This window comes from Amycolatopsis oliviviridis, from assembly GCF_014654365.1.
GTDB lineage: Bacteria > Actinomycetota > Actinomycetes > Mycobacteriales > Pseudonocardiaceae > Amycolatopsis > Amycolatopsis oliviviridis.
The window spans coordinates 86,473-109,032 of the sequence record NZ_BNAY01000002.1; the positions used below are offsets into that span (position 1 = coordinate 86,473).

At 68.1% G+C, this 22,560-nt stretch carries 22 protein-coding genes; 10 read left to right on the forward strand and 12 right to left on the reverse strand.

What is annotated here, in order from left to right; all coding sequences use genetic code 11:
• On the reverse strand, positions 1-858 hold the full coding sequence (locus tag IE302_RS07880; RefSeq protein WP_191253326.1) for a fumarylacetoacetate hydrolase family protein: 858 nt from the start codon (positions 856-858) through the stop codon (positions 1-3).
• A 134-nt stretch (positions 859-992) separates the two neighbouring features.
• Here IE302_RS07880 and IE302_RS07885 point away from each other — a divergent pair, with 134 nt between their 5' ends.
• Complete coding sequence (locus IE302_RS07885) at positions 993-1,685, forward strand: GntR family transcriptional regulator (RefSeq protein WP_191253328.1); 693 nt, start codon at positions 993-995, stop codon at positions 1,683-1,685.
• Positions 1,686-1,797: 112 nt separating this feature from the next.
• On the opposite strand, the gene IE302_RS07890 is transcribed toward IE302_RS07885, so the two are convergent.
• The 3 genes from IE302_RS07890 to IE302_RS07900 form a co-directional block, all read right to left on the reverse strand.
• Positions 1,798-3,789 carry a galactose-binding domain-containing protein gene (locus IE302_RS07890; protein ID WP_191253329.1) on the reverse strand — a complete coding sequence of 664 codons (1,992 nt, stop codon included), beginning with the start codon at positions 3,787-3,789 and terminating at the stop codon, positions 1,798-1,800.
• 103 nt (positions 3,790-3,892) lie between these two features.
• On the reverse strand, positions 3,893-4,900 hold the full coding sequence (locus IE302_RS07895) for an alpha/beta fold hydrolase (RefSeq protein ID WP_191254707.1): 1,008 nt from the start codon (positions 4,898-4,900) through the stop codon (positions 3,893-3,895).
• Positions 4,901-4,989: 89 nt separating this feature from the next.
• Complete coding sequence (locus IE302_RS07900; protein WP_191253331.1) at positions 4,990-6,315, reverse strand: cytochrome P450; 1,326 nt, start codon at positions 6,313-6,315, stop codon at positions 4,990-4,992.
• 111 nt (positions 6,316-6,426) lie between these two features.
• On the opposite strand from IE302_RS07900, the gene IE302_RS07905 reads away from it, so the two are divergent.
• Positions 6,427-7,290, forward strand: a complete 864-nt coding sequence (locus tag IE302_RS07905) for an SAM-dependent methyltransferase (RefSeq protein ID WP_373307920.1) — start codon at positions 6,427-6,429, stop codon at positions 7,288-7,290.
• Between the two features lie 78 nt (positions 7,291-7,368).
• Here the strand turns inward: IE302_RS07905 and IE302_RS07910 are convergent, their stop codons facing one another.
• Positions 7,369-9,519, reverse strand: a complete 2,151-nt coding sequence (locus IE302_RS07910) for a putative bifunctional diguanylate cyclase/phosphodiesterase (protein WP_191253333.1) — start codon at positions 9,517-9,519, stop codon at positions 7,369-7,371.
• Between the two features lie 740 nt (positions 9,520-10,259).
• Positions 10,260-10,925 (reverse strand): TetR/AcrR family transcriptional regulator, encoded by a 666-nt coding sequence (locus IE302_RS07915; RefSeq protein WP_373307961.1) that lies wholly within the window; start codon positions 10,923-10,925, stop codon positions 10,260-10,262.
• Here IE302_RS07915 and IE302_RS43235 point away from each other — a divergent pair.
• Complete coding sequence (locus IE302_RS43235) at positions 10,827-11,384, forward strand: DUF4386 domain-containing protein (protein WP_373307921.1); 558 nt, start codon at positions 10,827-10,829, stop codon at positions 11,382-11,384. The genes IE302_RS07915 and IE302_RS43235 overlap by 99 nt on opposite strands.
• On the opposite strand, the gene IE302_RS42680 is transcribed toward IE302_RS43235, so the two are convergent.
• From IE302_RS42680 to IE302_RS07940, 3 genes are all read right to left on the reverse strand, one after another.
• Positions 11,306-13,801, reverse strand: a complete 2,496-nt coding sequence (locus IE302_RS42680) for a tetratricopeptide repeat protein (RefSeq protein WP_229907666.1) — start codon at positions 13,799-13,801, stop codon at positions 11,306-11,308. The genes IE302_RS43235 and IE302_RS42680 overlap by 79 nt on opposite strands.
• 11 nt (positions 13,802-13,812) lie before the next feature.
• Positions 13,813-14,211: a hypothetical protein gene (locus tag IE302_RS07935; protein ID WP_229907667.1), complete on the reverse strand. Its 399-nt coding sequence runs from the start codon at positions 14,209-14,211 to the stop codon at positions 13,813-13,815.
• 319 nt (positions 14,212-14,530) lie between these two features.
• Positions 14,531-15,013, reverse strand: coding sequence for a DUF6326 family protein (locus IE302_RS07940; protein WP_191253338.1), 483 nt, complete (start codon positions 15,011-15,013; stop codon positions 14,531-14,533).
• Positions 15,014-15,174: 161 nt separating this feature from the next.
• On the opposite strand from IE302_RS07940, the gene IE302_RS07945 reads away from it, so the two are divergent.
• The 3 genes from IE302_RS07945 (at position 15,175) to IE302_RS07955 (ending at position 17,324) form a co-directional block, all read left to right on the forward strand.
• Positions 15,175-16,317, forward strand: coding sequence for a sensor histidine kinase (locus IE302_RS07945; RefSeq protein WP_191253340.1), 1,143 nt, complete (start codon positions 15,175-15,177; stop codon positions 16,315-16,317).
• Positions 16,314-16,970, forward strand: a complete 657-nt coding sequence (locus IE302_RS07950; RefSeq protein WP_191253342.1) for a response regulator — start codon at positions 16,314-16,316, stop codon at positions 16,968-16,970. The genes IE302_RS07945 and IE302_RS07950 overlap by 4 nt, the downstream gene beginning before the upstream one ends.
• A 108-nt stretch (positions 16,971-17,078) precedes the next feature.
• Positions 17,079-17,324, forward strand: a complete 246-nt coding sequence (locus IE302_RS07955) for a TetR/AcrR family transcriptional regulator (protein ID WP_229907668.1) — start codon at positions 17,079-17,081, stop codon at positions 17,322-17,324.
• Between the two features lie 166 nt (positions 17,325-17,490).
• Here the strand turns inward: IE302_RS07955 and IE302_RS07960 are convergent, their stop codons facing one another.
• Both IE302_RS07960 and IE302_RS07970 read right to left on the reverse strand, forming a co-directional pair.
• On the reverse strand, positions 17,491-18,408 hold the full coding sequence (locus IE302_RS07960; protein WP_191253344.1) for an SAM-dependent methyltransferase: 918 nt from the start codon (positions 18,406-18,408) through the stop codon (positions 17,491-17,493).
• Positions 18,409-18,804: 396 nt separating this feature from the next.
• A complete protein-coding gene (locus IE302_RS07970) occupies positions 18,805-19,155 on the reverse strand; it encodes a hypothetical protein (RefSeq protein ID WP_191253346.1) in 351 nt (116 codons plus the stop codon).
• A 260-nt stretch (positions 19,156-19,415) separates the two neighbouring features.
• Here IE302_RS07970 and IE302_RS07975 point away from each other — a divergent pair, with 260 nt between their 5' ends.
• From IE302_RS07975 to IE302_RS07990, 4 genes are all read left to right on the forward strand, one after another.
• On the forward strand, positions 19,416-19,688 hold the full coding sequence (locus IE302_RS07975) for an Atu4866 domain-containing protein (protein WP_191253348.1): 273 nt from the start codon (positions 19,416-19,418) through the stop codon (positions 19,686-19,688).
• On the forward strand, positions 19,685-20,458 hold the full coding sequence (locus IE302_RS07980; RefSeq protein ID WP_191253351.1) for an SDR family NAD(P)-dependent oxidoreductase: 774 nt from the start codon (positions 19,685-19,687) through the stop codon (positions 20,456-20,458). Before IE302_RS07975 ends, IE302_RS07980 begins: the two co-directional genes overlap by 4 nt.
• A 191-nt stretch (positions 20,459-20,649) precedes the next feature.
• On the forward strand, positions 20,650-21,051 hold the full coding sequence (locus tag IE302_RS07985; protein WP_191253353.1) for a nuclear transport factor 2 family protein: 402 nt from the start codon (positions 20,650-20,652) through the stop codon (positions 21,049-21,051).
• Between the two features lie 91 nt (positions 21,052-21,142).
• Positions 21,143-21,745, forward strand: a complete 603-nt coding sequence (locus IE302_RS07990) for a nucleotidyltransferase domain-containing protein (protein ID WP_229907669.1) — start codon at positions 21,143-21,145, stop codon at positions 21,743-21,745.
• 13 nt (positions 21,746-21,758) lie between these two features.
• Here IE302_RS07990 and IE302_RS07995 read toward each other — a convergent pair whose 3' ends face one another.
• Positions 21,759-22,556, reverse strand: coding sequence for an alpha/beta fold hydrolase (locus IE302_RS07995; protein ID WP_191253355.1), 798 nt, complete (start codon positions 22,554-22,556; stop codon positions 21,759-21,761).
• Positions 22,557-22,560: the final 4 nt, after the last annotated feature.

Sequence of the window (22,560 nt, forward strand, 5' to 3'; positions counted from 1 at the left end):
TCAGTCCTCCTGTGCGGTAACGAATGTCTGGCGCATCTCACCGATGCCTTCGATCCAGCTGACGAGGTGTTCGCCCGCCCGCAGGAACCGCTTCGGCGTGCGGCCCATGCCCACGCCCGCCGGGGTCCCGGTGAAGACGAGATCGCCCGGGAACAGGGTGATGGTCCGCGACAGCGCGGATACCAGCCTGGCGACCGGGTAGATCAGTTCGCGGGTGCGGCCGTCCTGCACGGTCTCGCCGTCGACCGCGCAGCCGAGCGCCAGGTCGTCCCGGTTCGCCAGCTCGTCCGGCGTGACCAGCCACGGCCCGACCGGCGCGAAGTTCGGGAAGGATTTGCCCAGGCTGAACTGCGGGGCGGGGCCTGCCAGTTGCGCGACGCGCTCGGAGAGGTCCTGTCCGATCGTCACCCCGGCGACGTGGTCCCACGCGTCGGATTCCGCGACGCGGGTGGCGGTCCGGCCGATGACGGCGACGAGTTCCACCTCCCAGTCCACGTCGCCACCGGCAGGCAGCACGACCTCCGCGTCAGGGCCGGTCAGCGCGGAGACGAACTTGGTGAACGTCGGGGGAAGTCCTTCCGGTGCCTCGAAACCGGACTCGGCGGCGTGGGCGTCGTAGTTCAGGCCGATCGCGACGATCTGCCGCGGGGCCGGTGAGGGTGAGCCCAGCTGCGCGCGGGTGAAGACGACGCCGGGTCCGGCGGGCGGCTGTCGCGCCCAGGCCCGGAACGCGTCCCAGTTCTCGTAAACGGACACGAGACCGGGGCCGAACTTGCCGCCCGACGCGGTTTCGACGTCGATTCCGGTGTCGTCGGCGGTCAGCAGGACCGCGCGTCCGTCCACATTGGCCAGTTTCATGACTTCACCCTTCCGGGATCCGGCCTGGATCGGCCGGCTCCTCGTGCGGTTGGCGGGATCTCGGGGCTGAATTCGAAACTAGACCTAAACTTTCGAAAGTTCAATGCAGATTCGTAAAGTGCTAGGCTGTGGGCATGACCAAGAGCGGCGGAGCGACCCGCACCGACGGCATCCACCAGGCGTTGCGCGCCGACATCCTCGCCGGTCGGCTGATACCGGGCGACCGGCTCAAGTTCCCGGACCTGGCCGACCGCTACCAAGTGAGCGTCGGCGCCACCCGTGAGGCGCTGACGAGACTGGTCGCCGAAGGACTGGTGGTGGCCAGGCCGCGGCAGGGTTACCTGGTCCGGCCGCTGTCCCATCGGGATCTGGCCGAACTGACACAGGCGCGGGCGGAGATCGAGTCCCTGGTACTGGGGCTGTCGGTGCGGGAAGGCGACACCCGCTGGGAGGCCGATGCCGTTGCCGCGCACCATCTTCTGGAACGCGCGCCGTATCGCGACCCGGCCGATCCGGACCATCTGTCCGACGAGTGGTCGCAGGCACACGCGGCCTTCCACCACGCGCTGCTGACCGGCTGCCGCAACCAGCGGCTACTCGACGCGGCACGGTCGTTGCGGCAGGAGGCCGAGCTGTACCGGCAGTGGTCGGTATCCCTCGGCAACGAACCCGGCCGCGACGTCGCCGCCGAGCATCGGGCACTACTCGACGCAGTTCTCGCGCGCGATGCCGATCACGCGCAAGAACTGCTGCGTGACCACATCGCGCACACCGCCCGGCTGTTGATCAGCTGTGCACCCGATCAACCCAACCAGGCCGGGGAATAGTCGCGTCGTGGTCAGTTCGAAGCGATCTGGTCGCTCACCGCCTGGTCACCACGCGAGATGTGTGGCTGTCCATAGTGGACAGCCACACATTCGTTGGCGCGTGGAGAAACCGCTACGAGGCGAAGACTCCGAACTCCCAGAACGAGAAGCAGTAGCGGGTGGCCCGCTTGACGCCGAAGAATCGCACCCAGCGCGTGGTGACCGGCTCGAACCGTGCGGTGTCGATGCCGCCGTCTCCGGCGGTGGTCGACCAGACCGGTTGCCAGGTGCCGCCGGCTTCGCTCCACGCTTCGATGCGATACTCGGACGCGTAGGCCGCCTCCCAGTCGATGGTCACCCGGCCGACGGTCTGCTCGGAGCCGAGATCGACGTAGTACCACTGCCCGTCGTTCCAGGAGCTGGACCACCGGGTACCGCGGTCGCCGTCGACGGCGCGCGAGGGCGACAGGTTCACGAACGGATTCCACTCCGTCGAACTGGCCGTGGCCGGCTTCGCGTAGGCGAGGTTGGTGCCGAGACCATGCGCGGTGGTGGCTTCCCAGGTCCTCAGGTACGACTCCGCTCCCCTCGCCAGGTCGTCGATGACGGCCTTCCCGCCCACCATGCGGACGTCCTCGATCCAGTCCGGGATCAGGCCGTAGTGCGCGGCGCCGTCGACGTTGACGTCCCAGACCCGCTCGCCGGTCTTCTGCCGGTCCATCATCGTGGCCCCGTCGAAGGTGCGATACGGGTAGACCACCGGGTTGGTCGCGCCGGTGCGCGGCGCGGGCCAGCCGCCGACACCGTTCATGTCGGAACCGAAGCCGTAGCCGACCTTGTACTGATCGCGCAGGGCCTTGTTGCGCTTCCACTCGTTGACGAAGCTCTCCGAGCCGTTGTCATAGCCGGTGATGAAGCCGCCCAGCTTGTACACCCGCTCGGACCAACCGGCGTCCATCCAGCTGTGCGTGGACAGCACCCCGGGGTATTTCTCCGCCTCGAGGATATCCAGGGTGCGCGCCGCCGCCTTGACGCTCATATGGTCGAGCTCGACCATCATGTGCCGCTCCATCATGCGGCGCAGCGCGTGCTCGCCGAGGCGGGTGAGCCCTCGGGTGTTGCAGCGCTTGGCCGGGTCGCCGCCCACGATCGGATTGTCCTGCTGCGGCCCTGGGCACGCCTCGGTCGTCCACGTGGTGGCACAGCAGGAAAATTGACCGGCCTGGAGGATCTGGCCGGTGGTGCCCGAGTCGAAGCGCACGCCGCACAGGCCGTTGTCGAACTTGTGGCACAGGAACATGCTGCGCACGCCGAGCGAGTACAGCTCGTTGATCCCGGCGTCGATCTGCGCGGCGGAGCACTGCGCGACGTCCATGATCTGCTTGCAGCCGAAGGGTTCCGAGGTCTCCACCCCGAGGATGATCGCCAGCTTGCCGTCCATCACCACCTTGCGGGCCTGCTCCGGGCTGGTGACGATCCGGAAGAAGCCCTTGCCGGGGCCGCCGTAGATGCCGTCGATGTAGTCCTGCATCTCCCAGGACTTGCGTGCTTCGAGCCGGATGGCGTCCATCTCGTCGCAGCCGCGGTCCTTGGGCATGATCGGCAGGGCACACAGGACACCGTTGGACACCAGGTCGTTGACCATGATGCGCAGCCCGCCGCGCCACGCCCGCTCGATCCAGGCGTAGTAGTTCTGCTGATGGGTCAGCGACTTGTGGGTCGGCCACTCCTTGAAGGTCGGCCAGCCGACCGGGTCATGGTGCCCGTCCGGATCGGCGGTGAGGTTCTCGAAGGTGGCTCCCCTGCCGTCGGGGTAGTGCTCGGGGCAGTCCCGCAGCGCGTCGGCGACGCCCGCGGGCGAGAACGCCTTGCCGCAGATCAGCCTGCCGCCGAAGCCCTCGTTGGCGAGTATGTGGTTATGGCCGTCGACGAAGCCGCGGACCTCCCCACCTTGGCCTCCGGTGAACGGGGCGCCGGTCGCGCCGATCTCGCTGTCCGGACTCGGCCGGTTCGGCGGATCCCACCAGTTCGACGTGGCCGACGACGTCGGCGTGACCCCGACGACGAGCGCGATGGCGGCCAGCGCGGCTACCGCGAGTGACAGGAACCTTCGATGCCGTCTCATCGTGAACCTCCTGTGCGCGCCCGAGGCAGGCGTCCATCGGGAGATGGTGACGGCTGACACATACGTGAGTCAAGTTCATGTTTTCTCGCGGCGCTTCCAGAGTTCAGCCGGCCAGCCCCATCGTGCCGGCCCAGTGTGTGACGGCTTGGTGGTAGTCGGGTGCGTTGGGTGCGTAGTTGATCGAATGGCCGAAGCCGGGCAGTACGTAGGTCCGCAGTCGTGCCGCCGCGGAGTAGTACGGCGCCTCGGACTGGAGCAGGCCGGCCGAGGAGGTGCAGTCGGTCGCGAGCGGGCCACAGAGGCCGCCGTCCCCACCGCCGAGCACGACCAGCACCGGCACGGTGATCCGCCAGCTGTACGGGAGCACCGTGCCGAGGGCGGCGGCGTCGAGCAGTTCGCCGGGGGCGACGACGTCCTTGGTGGCCTCGTCGTAAGCGGTCATCTCGGGGACCTCGGGTCCGGGTGCGTGGAACGCCGCGTATCGGCTTCCTGGCTGGGTGGTCAGGTAGGTGGGGTCGAGCCCCAGCCGCGACAGCACCGGGTCGAGCGCGACGGGGATGAACGAGCCGAGGACGATCAGCGCGCCGGGAGGATTGATGTGGTGTGCCAGTCCGGTGATCAGCACGCCGTCCACGTCGTGGTAGGTGCCTGCTTCAAGCATGGCGATGGCGGAGCCGAGCGAGTGTCCGCCGAGAATCACCTTGTCGAACCGCGAGCCGACGTCGCCGTGCCGGACCGCCTGGATCACCTGGTGTACCACGCCGGCTTCGGTGAACGCCGTGAGCAACGCACTGGGCGGCTTGGAGCTGGCGCCGGTGCCGAGCCGATCCAGGGCAAGGGTGGCGTAGCCGGCCTTGTTCATCGCGAGCCGGAACGAATGGGTTTCCGGATCGGGTGCGGCGTCCCAGTACACGCTGTCGTAGGTGGCGCCGGGGACCAGCACCTGAACGGTTCGCGCGCCTCCCGGTGGTTCGCACAGTCTGCCGTGCACGATCTGGGGAAGCAGCCCGGCCAGCTGGACCGGGATGGTCACGTCCCGGCAGGACGACGCATCGGCCTGAGCCTGCGCGGGCGCCGGCAGTGACCCGGCGAGCAGGATGGCGAACGTCATCGCGCCGGCACGGCGCAGACGAAGACGCTTCACTCTGCCATGACGCCAAGGCATAAAACAAACCTCCACTGAAATAATGTGTTCGGCAACTATCGGAAGCGCGGGACGACCGTCATCGGCAGCCGGCTCGGGTACGCGGTGGTCGTGTACTTCTCCCTGACCGGCTTGCCAGGAACGGGAACCAGCCGCCATTTCGCGGCGATCGTGGCCACGACGATCGCGATCTCGGTCATGGCGAAGGAATTCCCGATGCATTGGTGGGCACCCGCGCCGAACGGGATGTAGGCCCCGCGGGGCAGATCCTTGGCTCGCTTGCCCGCCCAGCGGTCCGGGTCGAAACGACCGGGGTGGTCGTGGAACCTCGGATCGAAATGCATGGCGTGCGGGCTGATGATCACCTCGGTGCCCGGCGGCAGGCGCACACCGCCGAGATCGACTTCCGTGGCGACCCGGCGCATGAGGATCCACAGTGGATACATCCGCAGGACCTCGTTGACGACCTGCCGCGTGTAGACCAGCCGTGGCACGTCCTCGGCGGTGGCCTGCCGGCCGCCGAGCACCTCGTCGATCTCGTCGTGCAGCTTCTGCTCGACCTCGGGATGCCGGGCGATTTCGTGGAACAGCCAGGAAAGCGCCAGCGCGCTGGTCTCGATCCCCGCGGTGAGCAGGGTGATGACCTCGTCGCGCACCTGCTCGCCGGTCATCCTTTCACCCGTGTCGGCGTCCCTGGCCAGCAGCAGCATGGACAGCAGGTCGCTCCGGTCGGCTTGCTCGGCACGCCAGTTGTCGATGAGCTCCTCCACGATCGTCCGCATCCGGTCGACGGCCGCGTCGAACCGCCGGTTGGCCGGAATGGGGAGCTTCTCCACGAACGCGGGCGAGAGCACGCGGATCATGCCGTACTTGAGGATGACCGGGATCGATCTGCGGGCCTCCTCGATCGCGGCCTTGCCCAGTTCGGTGGAGAAAAGCGACTCGCCGACGGCGGCGACCGCGACCGCCTGCATGTCGTGGTCCACCTCGCGTACCTCGCCCGGCCTCCATGGCCTGACCAGTTCGACGGCCGCTCTCGCCATGATCTCGGCATACCCCGCGATGGTGGCGTGGTGGAAAGCGGGTTGCATCAACCGGCGCTGCCGCAGGTGAAAAACACCGTCGGAGAGACCGATTCCGTTGCCGACGAACGGGCGGAACTTCTCGAACATCGCGCCTTTGCGGAAATTACTCCCGTCGGTGACCAGCACCTGGTGCGTCAGTTCCGGACTGGTCACGAAATACGTTTCCATCGGGCCGAGATAGACCCGCACCACATCTCCGTGAGCGTACAACGACGACGTGAATCCGAAGCGACGACGCAGCATCGCCGGAGTGTGTCCGATCAAGGGCCATCGACCGGGTGCAACCGGTACAGGCATCCGCACTCCATCGCCGACGTGGAAGGGAACAGAACACGCTAGCGCCATTCGGTGGCAGCCCACAGCACTCGATCGGGTGACTGCGCAGTCGTGACCCGATCACATGACGGGATGAGTAAGCTCGACGGCTCGCCAAGGAAAACCGATGAGATCGGGGTGTTGACGCTGACGCGACTACCGGACTGGGTCCCGCCGGGCACCGACAAAACGATGCCCAGTGCCGCCCGGGTCTACGACTACATGCTGGGCGGCGGCCACAATTTCGCCGTCGACCGCGAGGCCGCCACGAAGGCCGAGCAAATCATGCCCCACGCCAGGGGGGTGGCGAGGCTCAACCGCGCGTTCCTCCGGCGGGCCGTGCGATTCATGATCGACCGGGGCGTCCGCCAGTTCCTCGACATCGGTTCGGGCGTGCCGACCGTCGGCAATGTGCACGAAATCGCACAGGACGCCGACCCGGAATGCCGGGTGGTGTATGTGGATCACGATCCCGTCGCGGTCGCGCACAGCCAACTGATTCTCGCCGGCAACGACCGCGCCGCCGTGCTCAAGGCCGACGCCCGTGACTTCTCACGCATCCTCGGTGATCCTCTGCTGCGCCGGCAGCTGAACCTCGACGAGCCGGTCGGCATGCTGTTCCTGTGCATGCTGCACTGGCTCCCGGACGAATCCGACCCGTGTGGCCTCATGCGCCACTACATCGACGCGATGGCTTCCGAAAGTTACCTGGCGATCACACACATCACCGAGGACTACCTGCCGTACCAGGTTCGGGAAGCGGTCAGGATCGGGACAGGCGGCAACCTGGTCACGTCACGCCCCTACGACGACGTGCTCACCATGTTCGGCGATCTCGAACTGCTCGAACCCGGCCTGGTCGGGTGCGGCACCTGGCGCCCCGCCGGACCCGGCGACATCGCCGAAGACCCGACACTGAACCAGGTCCTCTACGCCGGAATGGCACGCAAACCCTGAAGCGGGACGCCGGAGCGGTCCACGACACGACCCGAACGGCGTTCCGCCGAAGCTACTGTCTACTCAGGACACTGGGGCTCACTGGCCTTGCCCCGGACGGGCCCGTCCACCGCCGATGAGGGATCCGATGTCGGTCACCGATCCCTCGTCACCGGTGAACAGCGGGCCCATTCCCAGCTCGACGCCCGCTCGCTGCCACCACCGTGCCTGCGCGCTGGTTTCGAGATCACCGGCGAGCACAGTGATTCCGGCCTGGCGAACCAGCGCGATCATGTTCCTCGCCCCGGCGAGGGCGATCGAGTCCTCATCGACGGCATGCCACACGAGACGAGAGTCGAGGCGTACGGCGTGTACCGGGAGGTCCTCGAGTAATGCCAGTTCGCCCGGCGTCACGCCGAAGTCGAGCAGTACCACTCCGATCCCCACGTCGGCGAGCACGCGCGCGTTGTCGACCATCTCGTGCCCGGCTACGAGCAGTGCCCCGGCAGGCAAGCCGAGCCACAATCGGTCGGGAGTGGGCGCGGCGCTGTCGAGAATTCCCTGGATCGTCCCGGCCAGCCGAGGATCGGTCAGCTGGTTCGGTGTCAGTGGTACCAGCAGCGGCATGTCCGCGCCGCCGCCGTCGGCCTTGTCCGTCCAGCCGCGTTTGACCACCCACGCGCCGAGCGCGCCGATCAGCGCGGTGCGCTCGGCGAGTTCGAGGTACTTTTCCCTTGGCAGCACTCCCAGGTCCGGATGTTCCCATCTCAGCCGCGCCTCGGCACCGACGATCTCGCCGTCGGCCAGCCGTACCAGCGGCTCGTAGCCGATGCCCAGCTCGCCGTTCTCCCAGGCCCCGGGCATGGTGGCCACCAGGCCGATGGTCTCCCTGGCTTGGCCGTCCCATACCGGGTCGTACCGTTCCCACCGGCCGGGCCCCTTGCTCTTGGCCCGCCGCATCGCCAAGTCCGCCGAACGCAACAACTCGGCTGGTTCGACGTTGCGGGGAAGGTCTTCGACCACGCCGAAACTCGCCGTCACCGCCAGGCCCTTCTCGTCGATGTAGGCCGGCTCCGACAGCGTCTCGTTGATCCGCTCGATCATCGTGAGGACGTCCGGCGTGCTCGCCGAATTCTCGATCAGAATGCCGAACTTGTCGCTCTCGAACCGCGCGACCATCGCGTTCTCGCCCGCCACCACGGATCTGAGCCGGTCCGCGGCGATCCGCAGCAGCCGGTCTCCCGCGCTCCTGCCGAGACCATCGGTGACCAACGAGAACCCGTCGAGATCCACGTGGTACAGCGTCGCCGGATTCGGCTGGTGCAGCACATGTTCAAGGTGCGAGCTGAAGAACTGCCGGTTCGGCAGACCGGTGAGCATGTCGTGCAACAACTGGTGTCGCAGCTGGTTCTGCAGGAGCTTCAGCTCCGCGTCGTCTGCCACGATCGTGACGTAGCCGTGCGAACCGCGCAGAAGCGAAGCGGTCAGCGTGGCCTGGAACAGGTCGCCGTCCTTGGTGACGAAGCGCGGGCGCGATCGCAGCCGGTCGATCTTGCCGTCCCGGAGATCGCGGTAGCCGTCCCGCAGGAGGCGCCGATCCGTCTCGTGGACGAATTCGAACAGATCGCCGCCCGCGACCTCGCTCGCCGTCCGGTCCAGTATCCGATGCAGGGCGGGATTCGTGCGGACGAGCTGCCCGTCGGGCCCGGTGACCGCGATCCCGTTCGGCGAGCAGAGGAAGATCTCGTCCAGCTGCGCCTCACTGGCCCGCCACTCGCGCTGTGACTCCCGGACCGCATTGAGCAACGCCTGGTCACTCGTGTCCCGCTGCTCGACGGTCGCGGAACGGATCGCCTCCACGTAACCGGACGCCAGCGCACCGAGCAGCCTGGCGACGCGCTCCGGTAACCGCTCGGCGGAGCGTGACTCCGTCGGCGCCAGTAAGGCGGCCGCGAGCACGTCCACCGTGCACTGCAGGCTCGTCCTGCCGACGCAGTGCAGCCGGACGAGTTCGGCGCCGACCTCCGCCGCGCTCTCGGTGGCGGGCTGGTCCCCTGCCACCGCCTCGAGCAGCCTGTCGAGCAGGCCAAGCAATTCTCGTTCGATCTGGTCGTGCGACAAGGGGAGGTAAGTGGTGCTACTGACGAGATAGGCCCATTTTCGCGCCACCTTGACGCGTTCCCGCCGCGACGCGAGAGGCTGCGTTCCGGCAGGCCGCTCCTGCCCGCCGGAAGGTAGTGGCCTGGTCATGACTTTCGACCCCTCGATCTCCGTGTCCTCGACCGGCCGCTCGCGCCGATTCGGCTTTTCGTCCAAGACCGATCAGGGTACGACAGGTCCACCACAGAGTGATGCCCTAGCGGCTCTTCCTGGCGACACCACCGCGGATAGGCGAATCGATTTCGGGATCTTTCGAAAAGTCCCGGATCCGGATGCCGAGCATGATCTTCTCGGCCTGCTCAGCGGCGTCCCGATCGACTCGGAAATTGTGTGCGCCTCCAGGGGATAGTCGCGTTTCCGGACATCATCCGTCCTCGTGGTGCCGATTTCCCGGAGGAATCCCGTCCCGGTTCTCTGCGGCGTCGTCACCACGTGGATCGTTCGCCTTGAGGCGAAAAGCTTACTCGCTACCACCGAGTTCGTGGCTGGTCCATCGGTGTGACCGCACATCAACCGATGGTGTGCTGTCGTCAGGCACCGATGGACACCTAAGATCGCGCATCGCCGGGCTCGTGGCCTCCTTGTGCGAACACGGCGACAGCACACCTCGATCTACTGAAAGATTTTTCCCGACGTCCCGAAGTTGGTGAATCGCGTCCCCGTTGCCGGAAACCGACTTCTCGAAAGGCATCATCTTCTACTGTCGCCGATCGCCCATCGTTGTCAGTGTCAATAATCGCGTTTCCGGCAGACTCTTCGATGACGTCGAAAGCCGCTGTCACTTCACCGTCGCCTGGCCAGACGATCACAGGACGAGTACGGGCTTTCCGCTAGCCGCGGAGGCGTTCGAGGCCGTCGAGGAGCAGGTCGAGGGTGAACTCGAACTCGATCTGGCTGTCGCACCACCCGAGCGTGGGGTCGGTGCTGTCGTGGATCTCGGCCGCCACCATGGCGGTCAGGTGCGGCAGATTCTCGGCGGTCGCGGCGAGGTCCGCCTCCGCGGCGTCGTCCTCCATGTTCCCGCCGGCTGACTCCGGGCTGAAGATCTCCTGCGCGAAACCGAGCGGCAGGCTCCCGAACGCGTGCAGCGCCCGGTGGGCGAGGCGGTAGGAGAACCCGGCGCCGACGAGCGTGCCGATGATCTCGTCGTAATAGGCGAGCACGACGGCCGGGACGGTCCGGCGCGAGCCCAACAGCCCGGGCGCCCACGGGTGGCGCAGCATGACGTGCCGTGCCGCGAGGAACTGCCGCCGCAGCCGCGTACGCCAGTCTTCGCCACCGCCCTTCGTGTCGGGGCGGGTGACTGCGGCGCCGACCTCGGCGATCACGGTCTCGACGACGCCGTCGAGCAAGGCCTCCTTGTCGCGCAGGTGGTAGTAGAGCGACATGGCCTCGACGTGGAGTTCGATGGCGAGCCGACGCATCGTCAGTGCCTGGATCCCCTGCGTATCAGCCAGAACGACCGCCGCGGCCCAGCACTGGCCACCGCGGTCCAGCTCGCGAGCGACCCGATCGGGGACACGGCGGCCACCGTCCGACTCCTGTATCTGGTCAGCGGCAACCTGTGGGGCGTGGGAACGCTGTTCTTCGGCCTGTGGCCCATCCCCCTGGGCCAGTGCGCGCTCCGCTCGGGCTGGATGCCCCGCACCCTCGGCCTGCTCCTCATCGGCGGCGGCATCGCTTACGTTCTCAGTGCGTTCACCACCTACCTCGCCCCCGGCCTACCGCTCGTCGCCGACGCGCTCGCCCTTCCCGCGACCGTGGGCGAGTTCTGGATGATCGGCTACCTGCTCGTCCGCGGCGTCCGCCGCCACGCACCGCACGAACACCGCCGACCACGCCGACACCCGCAGCGGGCTGACCGAATTTCCACGTGTCACCTTCCGCGGGCGCGACGGAGACTGGCGCGTACGGCCTGGGTTTCGGGATGTCCGGGCCCCAATATCCGCTTGTAGGCGGAATAGACGGCTTTGTACAGCGGGATCGCCTGCCGGAGATCCCCCGCCGATTCGTAGGCGGCGGCGAGGTTGTATCGAGAGGACAGAGTGTGCGGGTGATGGGGACCGAGTACTCGTTCGCGGGCGGCGAGAGTGGCCACGTGCAAAGGGATCGCCCGCCCGAGATCCCTTGCCAGCCAATAGGCGTAGGCGAGGTTGTTGCGGGAGATCAGGGTGTCGGGGTGGTCCGGACCCAGCACTCGCTCACAGTCGGCGAGGGTCGCTTCATAGAGCGGGATCGCCTGCCCGAGTTTCCCCGTCATCTCGTAAGCGGCGGCGAGATTGTTGCGTGAAGTCAGCGTACTGGGGTGGTCGGGCCCCAGTACTCGCTCGCGGTCGGCGAGGTTGGCTTCGTACAACGGGATCGCTTGCCGGAGATCCCCCGCCATCTCGTAGGCGCCCGCGAGATTGTTGCGTGAGGTCAACGTCCTGGGGTGGTCGGCGCCCAGGACCCGTTCACAGTCGGCGAGAGTGGCTTCGTACAGCGGGATCGCTCGCCCGGGATCGCCTGCCGACCGGTAGGCGCCCGCGAGATTGTTACGGGAGGCCAAGGTGTCCGGGTGGTCGGGGCCCTGCACCCGTTCGCGATCGGCCAGCACGGCCTTGTACAGCGGGATCGCTTGCCGGAGATCCCCCGCCGTTTCGTAGGCGCCCGCGAGGTTGTTGCGAGAAGTCAGGGTGTCCGGGTGATCGCGGCCCAGCACTCGCTCGCGGTCGACGAGGGTGGCTTCGTGCAGCGGGATCGCTTGTTCGAGACTCCCCGCCGACCGGTAGGCGAAGGCAAGATTGCTACGGGAGACCAGAGTGTCGGCGTGGTCAGGACCCAGCACCCGTTCGCGATCGGCCAGTGCGGCCCTGTACAGCTGGATCGCCTGCCGGAGATTCCCTTCCGATTCGTAGGCGGCGGCGAGGTTGTTGCGGGAGGTCAGCGTGACGGGATGGTCGGGCCCCAGCACCCGCACACAGTCGACGAGGCAACGGTCCAGATATCCCGTCGCCATCGCCACTGTCCCCTGGTTCCCCAGAAATCGGCCCAGCTGGCCGAGGACGAAGATGGTGTCGCCGGTGTCGTCCTCGGGGTCGGTGTTGCTGACGAGTGCTTGGGCATGGGGCATCAGGACCCGCAGCACCGGCCAGTCTTGGGGCGCCTCGGGATCCAGCGGCTGGAGTGCCCTGCTCAGCGCGCGGGTGGCGCGCTCGCGTGCGTGTGCGACGTCGGCCGGAGTGCGGTGGACGTCGTCGGGATCTGGGGTGCGGGTGACCGCCTGCACGAGCCTGTGCACCCCGATCGCCTCACCGGTGCGGGTGATCATGGCGTAGGCGGCCAGGCGGCCCAACGACTTGATCACGGCGAGCTCGTCATCGAGATCACTGAGCAACGCCACGGGAATGTCATCGGGGGCGTACCAGGCCAGCACTCGCAACACCTTGCCCGCCAACGGAGTGTCGGCGAGCCGATCGAGGGTGACGCGCCAGATCCGGGCCATGGTTCGTTGCGTGTCCCCGCCCTCGGCGGTCTCGCCGTACATGGCGGCCGGGTATCGGCCGAGCAAGTCCAGGTACTCGCCGGCGGTGGTTCCGGTTTCGACCATGAAGGCACCGGCCTGTTCGATGGCGAGCGGCAGATATCCCAGTTCGGCGCACACTGCGTCCGCGCCGGGGTCGTCGTGGGTCAGGATGCGGGTGAGCAGTTCCCGCGCCTGGCCGGGTTCCAGGACGTCGAGCGAGAGCGGCGTGGTGGTGATGTCGTGCCAGCCGGTGGTGCGCCTGCTGGTGATCAGCACCTGGCCCCCGGGCAGGCGGGCCAGCAGCGCCGCCGCGTCATTCGGTCCAGGGAGGTTGTCCAGGATCAGCAACCAGCCGCCGTGCGTGGCCAGCCAGCGCAGGCCGTGCTCGGTCTGCTGCTCCAGCGGCAGAGTTCCCACCGCGGGTTGCAGCGCGACCGCCAACCGCGCCAAACCTGTTTCGATGGACGTGGGGGCGTCGGCGGTGATCCACCACACCAGAGAGTGGCCCGCTCGGTGCGTGTCGGCGTAGTGCGCGGCCAGTGCGCTTTTGCCGATCCCGCCCAGTCCGTGCACCGCGGTCACCACCACCGATCCCGGCGAGGACGCCGTGATCGCCTCCCGCAGCCGCCGCATTTCCCCGCCACGGCCGACGAACAGCGCGGATCGCTCCGGCAGATTGATCAGACCGGCGGGTGCTTCGACCCGTTCCATCGGCGTGATGACCGCCGGTGCGTGGACGTGCCGCTCGTAGATGTTGTGCTGGACGTTGTGGTTTCCCACCTGCACGCCCTGGCCGTCGCGGATCTCGTACACAGGCGGCCGTCGCGGGTCCGGTGTTCCGTCGGAACCATGGGGGTTCGAGGGCATCGGCGGCGGTGTCAGCCGAAGGTGTTGGTCTGAGTGTTGTGGTCGCCTACCTGCACGCCTTTGTTGCCGCGCAACGTCACCCGGTACTTTCCCGCCCGGGTTCCGGCGGGATCGGTCAGCTCCAGCACCTTGAGCGCCGCCGTCACGAGCTCTTCATCGACCTCGGTCAGCGCTTTTTCGACAGCGCGTCGCCGGGCGACGCCGTCCTCGTCATCGCCCGGCGTGATCAAGTCGGACTCGACCGCCTCCACCACCGCGGGCGGCACGGATCCGCCACGGCGCAACGTGCGCAGGGCCAGCGTCTTCACTCCTGAGTACGCGTCCTTCACCGCTGTCGACGCCGTCTCACGCGTCCCTGCCGCCGCCCCGGCGGCCAACGCCGCGACCACCAGCTCCACCGACTCGATCACATCGAACCCCTCACCTGGCCCACGACCGTCAACCATCGTTATCGGCCATGACGCCCGGACCGCTACAGCACCCGTCTTCCCCAATGATCCGTCAACGCGCTCTCATGCCGAGAAGCGGAGGTTGACGTGTTCTCAGCCTGGACTGGGTAAAGACCATCGTCAGCGTTCAGGGCACCTAAGTAACGCGGCGGCGATGCCCAGGCATGGAAGGCCTTACGCGACGTCCCAGTGGTAGTTGGTGTCCCACCGCCAGCAGACCCATGTCGCGGCACCGAGGCACCTGGCTCCGAACAGGACGGGGACTGGGCTTGGATTCACGCTACTGGGCGCGAACGTTTTCACGGTCCGGACTGGTGGCCATGGTCGCCGGCGGCGCGGTGCGGGGCCAGGTCCAGGCGCACCGCAGGATGAGGGCGAGCACGATCAATTCCAGTGCGACGCCGAGGCCGTAGAAGTACCTCCAGGACTCGCCCACCGCGTTGAACGCCGCGAAGGGGACCTGTATCGAGGCCACGATCAGGTTCGTGGTGCGGTTCGCCCGGGCGGGCAGGGTCATCGACAGCACGACCATGAGGATCGGGATCGCCATGAGCGTGAGGAAGACGGTGAACAACGTCTGGCTGATGTCGAACTCGAAGACGACGCCGGCCTCGATGTCTTTGATGACACCGGGTTTGAAGAAGGCGAGAATGTCCACGTAGGCGTACAGGAGCACGAGGCTCGTCCACGCTGCGGCGAGCTTGGTTCTCACCGGGATCCGCTGCTCGTCCAGTGCGGTCGTGGCGGGTTGGCGTGTTTTCATCGTGGGCTCCGTTGTCGTGGTGAGGACTGGTGAGCCAACGATCGCCGAGTCCGGCGGCGGGCACATCGTCGTCGGGGCCGGACCGCCCGGCCGTGGGGAGGAAGCGGCGTCTCGTTCTTTCGGTCGGTCCCCGACGCCTTGGCGGTCCCTAGGCTGGGTGCGTGACCACCAATGCCCTGCGCTCGCTGTGGGCCGAGCCGCGCGCCACGGACGCTCCCGAACGGGTGCCGCGGGACTGGCTGCTGGTCGGGACGTTGATGGTGACGGCGCTGCTCGAGGGGCTCCTCCGGGACGACGTCGCCTGGCGGCCGTTCGCGACGATCGTGGCGGCCGGACTCGCGCCGGTGCTGCTGTGGCGGCGTACCCACCCGTTGGCCTGTGTCGTGGTGGCCTTCGGCACCGCGATGGCGTTGGGCCTGGCGAGCCTGCTGGGCGGGGCCCCGAGCGTGGGCCTCGACACGATGATCTACGTCCTGGTGCTCGTCTACGCACTGGTCCGCTGGGGCTCAGGGCACGAGATCGTGATCGGGCTGGCGGTGGTGGCGCTCACCGCGGGAATCGGTATGGTCCCCGACCACATCGGGCCGACCGAGATCTTCGGCGGGTTCGCCATCCTCGCGGCGGCGGCGACGGGCGGAGCGGCGTTCCGCTACCGCGCCGAGAGCCGGCGCCGGGAGTCGGACCGAATCCGCGGCCAGGAGCGGGTCGGGCTCGCGCGCGAGTTGCACGACATCGTCGCCCACCACGTCTCGGCGATCGCCGTGCAGGCGCAGGCGGGCCTGGCGATGGCAGGCTCGCGACCTGAGGCGGCACTCGAGGTGCTGGCGGCGATCGAAGGGGAAGCGTCGCGGACGCTCGCGGAGATGCGGGCGATGGTCGGCGTGCTGCGCGACGGAGCGCCGGCGGGGTACGCCCCCCAGCCCGGCGTTGCCGACCTGGTCTCCCTCGCCAGATCCACCCCGGTCCCCGTCGTCGACGTGGAGCTGCCGGATGACCTGGACGAACTTCCGCCCCAGATCGACACGGCGGTCTACCGGCTGGCGCAGGAGGCGCTGACCAACGCCCTGCGGCACGCCCGCAACGCCTCGCGGGTGAAGATCCAGGTCGTGGACGGCGCGGGAACGCTGCGCCTGCGCGTGACCGACGACGGACAGATCGACCCGGCACGGTCGGTGAACCACGGCTTCGGACTACTGGGGATGGCCGAGCGCGTGCAGTTGCTCGGCGGCACGCTGCGTGCCGGGCCGTCGCCCGAGGGCGGGTGGACGGTCGACGCCGAACTGCCGACTAAGGTACGCCGATGACGGTGCGCGTGCTGGTGGCCGACGACCAAGATCTGGTGCGCACCGGCCTGTCGATGATCCTTGACGCGCAGCCCGACATCGAGGTCGTCGGCCGGGCCGCCGACGGCCACGCCGCCGTCGAGCTGGCGCATCGGCTCCGCCCCGACGTGTGCCTGGTCGACATCCAGATGCCCGGGCTCGACGGCATCGAGGTGACCAAGCTCCTCGCGGGGCGGGGCGTCCCGGACCCGATCGCAGTAGTCGTGATCACGACATTCGACCTCGACGAGTACGTCCATGGCGCGCTCCGGGCCGGCGCCCGAGGCTTTCTGCTCAAGGACGCCGGGACGGAGTTGCTCGTCCAGGCCGTCCACGCCGCCGCCGTCGGCGATGCCCTGATCGCGCCGAACATCACCCGGCGGCTGCTGGCCACGCTCGCCGCCAGGGAACCGTCGAGCCGGCGGATCCAACCGATCGAGCCGCTCACCGAACGCGAGGAGGAGGTGCTGACGCTGGTCGCCCGCGGCCGCACGAACGCGGAGATCGCCGCCGAGCTGTTCATCGGCTTGACGACCGCCAAGACCCACGTCGCCAGCCTGCTGACCAAAATCGGCGCCCGAAACAGGGTCGAGATCGCGATGTGGGCATACGACACCGGCCGGGTGGGTGACTGAACCGAACCCGACGTACTTGCACGGCCGCTCTAGCCACGGCTACACCCCCAGCCCAGGGAGCAGGTCATCTGCCGGGAGGTCCGCGATCATGCCGGTGGGTGGAAGTTGATGCGCATCAGCCGGACATACCACCAGCGCATCGCCCAGGAGAAGCGCGCGTTGATCGTGACGGCCGCGACCGCACTGTTCCTCGAATTGGGCTACGACCGGACATCGCTGGCACGGATCGCAGAGCGCTCGGGCGTTGCGCAAGCCACCTTGTTCAAGCAGTTTCCGACCAAAGTCGACGAGGCCGTCCGCACCATCGCCGCCCGGTACACCGCGATTGGACCAGGGCCGACGACCGACGACTGAGTCCCCCTCCGCAAAGAGTTGCTGCCTGAGCAATCGAGGCTGTCGCCCCCAGGGACCGTCTCTGGATTGGATTCACACCAACGTCGAGGAGATCACCTCGCGTCCGGATCCAGACCTGAGGTGACCGCTGGGTTCTTTCCTCGAGGGTCGTCATGCCGGGCGGCGGCTACCTCGCGGCCTCGGTGAGGACGCAGCTGATGTAGCGGACGTCGCCCATGCGCAGGTCGTCGTCGTTCAGCGGCAGGTTGCTGGCGGCCAGCAGGTCTCGGATGGTCACTCCGTCCAGCGTCCAGCCGAGGCCGGCCAGGTAGGGAGCGGCTTCGTTGCGATCACCGAAGTAACGCAGTTTCGCCATGCCGGGATCGAAACCCTGCGCGCGCCAACGCTCGGAGAGGCGGTTCAGGCTTTCCTTCGTCGTATCGTCATCGCCCGGTTTCGGATTGGGCCTGCTCTCGGTGGCCACCCGGCTGCCCGGCGCGCTGAGCGTGGTGATGGTGTCCAGAAGGCTGTCTTGCGCCTCCGGCGGCAGGTAGCCCAGCAGGCCTTCCGCGCTCCACGCGGTCGGCCGCGCCGAGTCGAAACCGGCGGCGCGCAAAGCGGACGGCCAGTCCTCGCGCAGGTCGACTCCGGCTACTCGCCGCTCGGCCGTGGGCTCCGCGCCCAACTTGGCCAAGGTGCGGCTCTTGAACTCGATGACCTGTGGCTGATCGAGCTCGTACACCACTGTCTCGGCCGGCCAGGGCAGCCGGTACGCGCGTGAGTCCAGCCCCGAGGCGAGGATCACGGCCTGCGTGATGCCCGCCCTTGCCGCGTCGAGGAAGAAGTCGTCGTAGAACTTCGTACGGATCTTGGCCACGTCGATCGCCGACTGCCCGACCAGGTCGCCGGGAGGAAGTGCGCCGGTCGCCAGCCTCGTCAGAAGGTCGATACCGACCGCCCGGACGAGCGGTTCGGCGAACGGGTCGTCGATCAGCGAACGATCTTCGCGGGTCGCGATCGCCCGGGCCGCTGCGGCCGCGGTGGCTGTCGTGCCGACGCTGGACGCCAAATCCCAGGTGTCTCCGTCGCGTCTGTGGGAAGTCATGCCTTGCCCTATCTCGTTCGCCCGACTGCCAGAGGTCCACTCACACTGAAGCACGGCGGCAGGGGGCTGGACCAGGGCACCGCGACCGCGGCGTGACCGTCACGGTCCGGCGGTCGGATCGTCGAGGTCGAGCACCGGCATCGCCGCTGTGTCTTGGACCCAGGTGTCGCGGAACCCCGGTTGGACCGCGAGGTCCACCAACTCGATCCGGGCTCCGATGCTGTCGAGCCGGTGGTAGGTGAAGGAGCGACCGTAGGGGCAGGAGTCGAACTCGATCGGTGCGCCTCGGAGTGCCAGGCGTTGTTGTCCGCCGTGACGTCCTTGGACCAGTAGCCGATATGGTCGAAGCGGGAACCGTCGGTCGCATCCCACGGACTACCGACGGACCCCGTGATGTCACGAAGTGGATGGCCGCGCGATCAACGACTCCATTGTTTCGATCGGTAGTGCCGGGTTGGCGGCCGCATGCCGGGCCAGGTCCGGGTCGTTCAGAAGCCCGATCAGAATGTCGGCCGGCAGGTTCGGGTGTTCCGCGGCCCACCGCCGCGCGATGTCGTCGCCGAGGCACAGCAGCAGGGTCTCGGCGCGGGTGTTCGGGTGTTCGGCGACCGCCCGGTACGTCCGCCGTGCGGTGGCGTTGCGAGCCATGTGGTGCAGCAGCGCAGAGTCGCAGTCGGGGTTCGTCGCCAACCTCCGGAACAGGCTCGGTCCGTGCCGCGCGGCGAGTGCCCGCAGCCGCAGGGCCATCACCTCGGCCTGCGAGGTGGTCGGATCGGCTGCCCGCTTGATGTCGTCGTCGACGTGCCAAGTGGTTCAGACTACGACCGTTGTCGGTTGGCGCCAACGGGTTTTCGGACACGTGGACCGCACATGCCGATGACACATGACGGCGGGCACCGGATACGCGGCGGCCGGGTCTCCCGGCGGCAGACCGGTTGGGGGGGTGCCGCACACCCAGCCACCGCACGTCCTGCCTTCGCTCGTCTCCGTCGCCGACGCTGGTCGGTATGACAAGCGATATCGACGTGACAGGCATGTGGGTCACCGCGGACGGGTATATCCGGCAGGAGTTACGCACCGATGGGCGCTACGACGAAGCGCGCGGCGAACGTCGCAGCGCCTACACCGGTCGCTACACGGTGACCGGAAACCACCTCGACTATGTGGACGACACCGGGTTCACCGCGACGGGCGACATCCGAGACGGCGTGCTCTACCACGAGCATCTCGTCCTTTATCGCGAGTCCGCCGCGGACCACCGAGAGCAGATACGGCGATGAGCGTGGCACCCGCCGCCCGCGAGCCGGAGAGCCGTGAACTGGAGGGCAAGGTCGCGCTGGTCACCGGGGCGGCCCGCGGGGTCGGCGCGGCCACGGTCGCCTGGCTGCACGCCCGCGGCGCGCGAGTGCTGGCCACGGACGTCCGCCCCGAGGTGCATGATCTCGCCACCCGATTCGACCGGGTGTCCACGCTGGTGGGTGACGTGTCCCGGGAGGACGTCGCGGTGCGGTCGGTCGCCACGGCGATCGACCGATTCGGCGGCATGGACATCCTGGTCGGCAACGCCGGTCGCTCGGTGAACAAGCCGATCACCGAGACCACCGCGGCCGACTGGGACGAGCTGATGTCGGTCAACGCCCGCGGAACTTTTCTGCACGCCAGGGAGGCGTTCCGGGTGATGCGCGAACGCGGTGCGGGCGTGATCGTCACCGTCGGCTCGTTCGCCTGCACGGTCGGCCTGGCCGATGCGGCGGCCTACAGCGCGTCGAAGGGGGCGCTGGCGCAGTTGACCAAGGTGCTCGCGCTGGAGGGCGGCCCGCATGGCATCCGTGCCAACGTCGTCGCCCCCGGTGTGATCGAGACCGACATGCTCGACAACTTCCGCGCGGACAGCCGGGCGTATCTGCGCTCCTTCGGCGACGCCCACCCCTTGGGCCGGGTCGCGCAGCCCGAGGAGATCGCCGAGGTGATCGGTTTCCTGGCCTCGCCTCGGTCCGGGTTCATCACCGGCGCGGTCGTCGCCGCCGACGGTGGCTACACCGCGGCCTGACACCCGGAACCACAACGAACGAAAGCGCGTCATCCGCGGATGTCAGGCAGCCGGGGAAAGTAACGATATTCCCGTAGCATCGATGCTTCCAGCGCGATGTTCGACGACGCAGGATTTGTTCGACGAGAACATCTCCGGCGTAACCACGCGACGATCAGCTCGATCTCGCCACAGGAGAATCCAGGAGCGGCATGACCGACGATGTGGCCGGCCAAGTGATCAAGGCGGAGCAGGATCGGATCCGCTGTCTCCTCGACGTGGATCGCGGCACCTACGACCGCTTGCACGCCGAGGAGTACCGGTTGTGCAACCCGACCGGCACCGTGTGGACGAAGGCCGAATACCTGGATCTCCTCACCACCGGACGGGTCGCCTACCGGACACTGGAGCTGACCGGCGACGTGGACGCCATCGTCGGCACCGACGTCGTCGTCCTCCGCTACCGGTGCGCCATCGAACTCACCGTCGACGGCGCGGACATCCCGCGGCACGATGCCTGGCACACCGACGTCTACACCCATGCCGACGGCACGTGGCGCTGTGCCTGGTCACAGGCCACCGGCATCATGGACCTCCCGCCGGCCGCCCCCTGACCCGGCACGAGGAAGGCGCCGCATGGAGCCTGTCAGCGGCCTCGCCGCCAAGTCCGTGACCAGCGCATCATGATTCTTTAGGGTCGGTCGCATGTTTTCGATCGCGCAGAGAACGGCGGTCCGGGACGTTCTTCTCTCCTGGGCGCGTGATGACGCGGAGGTGAGCGCGGCGGCGTTGGTCGGCTCCGCCGCGACAGGGCGTGAGGACGCGTGGTCGGATATCGACTTGGCGCTGCGTATCGGGGCAGAGGCGGAGCCGGACGAGCAGTTCCGGGCGACCCAGCCGGGATTCGAGCTTGTGTTCGGGACGGCGAACACGCCGACAAGCCCGGCGAGCCCCGACCCCGGCCATCTCGTGGGAATGGGATGGCTCTACGGGCTGCACGCGCGCTCCGCGATCGCTCGAGGCCGTCGCTGGCAGGCCTTGCTGATGCTCGACGGTGTACGTGATCAGGTCATCGCACTGGCCTGCGTCCGCCATGGCCTCAATCCACACCATGGCCGGGACGCCGACAAGCTCCCGGCCGAACTGCTCGACGAGCTGGCGCGGGCGCGCGCCCGTGCGACGGACGATCGCGAACTGCACCGAGCCAACGAGGCGTCCATCGGAGCGCTCGTCCGGGAGATCGCCCGTCACGACGAGACGCTCGCACAGCGCCTCGCCCAGCCTGCCGAGGCTTTCTCCCGCCCCTGACAGCCCGATCCGCTCAGGCCTCGCGGCCGACCTGAGAGACCAGTTCTCGCACCGTCGCCAGGGTTTCGTCGGGATGGTCGAGGTGCACGCTGTGCGTCGCCCCCGGCCAGCACTCGACCCGCCCGCCGAACGCGGCGGCGAAACGCTCGTGGGAACGCCGCATCGCGCTGTCCGGCTTGCGGTCCGCGGTCACCACCACGGCGGGCAGCCGGGGCAACTCGGCACCCTGGACCTCTTTCGCCAGTGCCGTGATGCCGCGAACCGCACGCGCCAGCACTGGGAAGTCGGCGTCCGCCGTGCGCACGAACGCGGCCTCGCAGTCCGGCCGGAGCTCCTGACGTCGCGCGGCCCGGACCACGGCAGTGTGGACGACGCGCGGAAAGACCTTGCGCACCAAGGGAACCGTCGAGACCTTGCCGAGCACACCCATCGCACGCTCCAGCCCGGCGCAAGTACGGGGATCGTCGATGGGCGTCGGGTCGAGCAGGACCAGACCCGCGACCTGCTCGGGGTGCGCACGGGCGAGCAGCACCGCCACGGCACCGCCGAGGCTCTGCCCGACCACCACGACCGGACCGCAGTCCAGGCTCTCGATGAGCGCGCTCAGGTGGGACGCGGCGTCCGCGAGCGCGCTGTCGTCGGTCGAAGTGCCGGTTCCCGGCCGGTCGTGCACGATCACCCGGCAGCCCGGATCGGCGACGAGACCTTCGACCAGCCCCGGAAAGAAGCCTTCGCAGGACTCGGCGCCGCCAGGCAGCAACAGCACCGGCTGCCGGGACTCGCCGTGGACCCGGACTCCGCCGTTTTCCATCCGC

Excerpts from the sequence above, each read along its gene's own strand:
- IE302_RS07880 (WP_191253326.1), bottom strand. The coding sequence starts at position 858 with ATGAAACTGGCCAATGTGGACGGACGCGCGGTCCTGCTGACCGCCGAC.
- IE302_RS07885 (WP_191253328.1), top strand. The coding sequence starts at position 993 with ATGACCAAGAGCGGCGGAGCGACCCGCACCGACGGCATCCACCAGGCG.
- IE302_RS07890 (WP_191253329.1), bottom strand. The coding sequence starts at position 3,789 with ATGAGACGGCATCGAAGGTTCCTGTCACTCGCGGTAGCCGCGCTGGCC.
- IE302_RS07895 (WP_191254707.1), bottom strand. The coding sequence starts at position 4,900 with ATGACGTTCGCCATCCTGCTCGCCGGGTCACTGCCGGCGCCCGCGCAG.
- IE302_RS07900 (WP_191253331.1), bottom strand. The coding sequence starts at position 6,315 with ATGCCTGTACCGGTTGCACCCGGTCGATGGCCCTTGATCGGACACACT.
- IE302_RS07905 (WP_373307920.1), top strand. The coding sequence starts at position 6,427 with ATGAGTAAGCTCGACGGCTCGCCAAGGAAAACCGATGAGATCGGGGTG.
- IE302_RS07910 (WP_191253333.1), bottom strand. The coding sequence starts at position 9,519 with ATGACCAGGCCACTACCTTCCGGCGGGCAGGAGCGGCCTGCCGGAACG.
- IE302_RS42680 (WP_229907666.1), bottom strand. The coding sequence starts at position 13,801 with ATGCCCTCGAACCCCCATGGTTCCGACGGAACACCGGACCCGCGACGG.
- IE302_RS07940 (WP_191253338.1), bottom strand. The coding sequence starts at position 15,013 with ATGAAAACACGCCAACCCGCCACGACCGCACTGGACGAGCAGCGGATC.
- IE302_RS07950 (WP_191253342.1), top strand. The coding sequence starts at position 16,314 with ATGACGGTGCGCGTGCTGGTGGCCGACGACCAAGATCTGGTGCGCACC.
- IE302_RS07955 (WP_229907668.1), top strand. The coding sequence starts at position 17,079 with ATGCGCATCAGCCGGACATACCACCAGCGCATCGCCCAGGAGAAGCGC.
- IE302_RS07960 (WP_191253344.1), bottom strand. The coding sequence starts at position 18,408 with ATGACTTCCCACAGACGCGACGGAGACACCTGGGATTTGGCGTCCAGC.
- IE302_RS07970 (WP_191253346.1), bottom strand. The coding sequence starts at position 19,155 with ATGGCCCTGCGGCTGCGGGCACTCGCCGCGCGGCACGGACCGAGCCTG.
- IE302_RS07975 (WP_191253348.1), top strand. The coding sequence starts at position 19,416 with ATGACAAGCGATATCGACGTGACAGGCATGTGGGTCACCGCGGACGGG.
- IE302_RS07980 (WP_191253351.1), top strand. The coding sequence starts at position 19,685 with ATGAGCGTGGCACCCGCCGCCCGCGAGCCGGAGAGCCGTGAACTGGAG.
- IE302_RS07985 (WP_191253353.1), top strand. The coding sequence starts at position 20,650 with ATGACCGACGATGTGGCCGGCCAAGTGATCAAGGCGGAGCAGGATCGG.
- IE302_RS07990 (WP_229907669.1), top strand. The coding sequence starts at position 21,143 with ATGTTTTCGATCGCGCAGAGAACGGCGGTCCGGGACGTTCTTCTCTCC.
- IE302_RS07995 (WP_191253355.1), bottom strand. The coding sequence starts at position 22,556 with ATGGAAAACGGCGGAGTCCGGGTCCACGGCGAGTCCCGGCAGCCGGTG.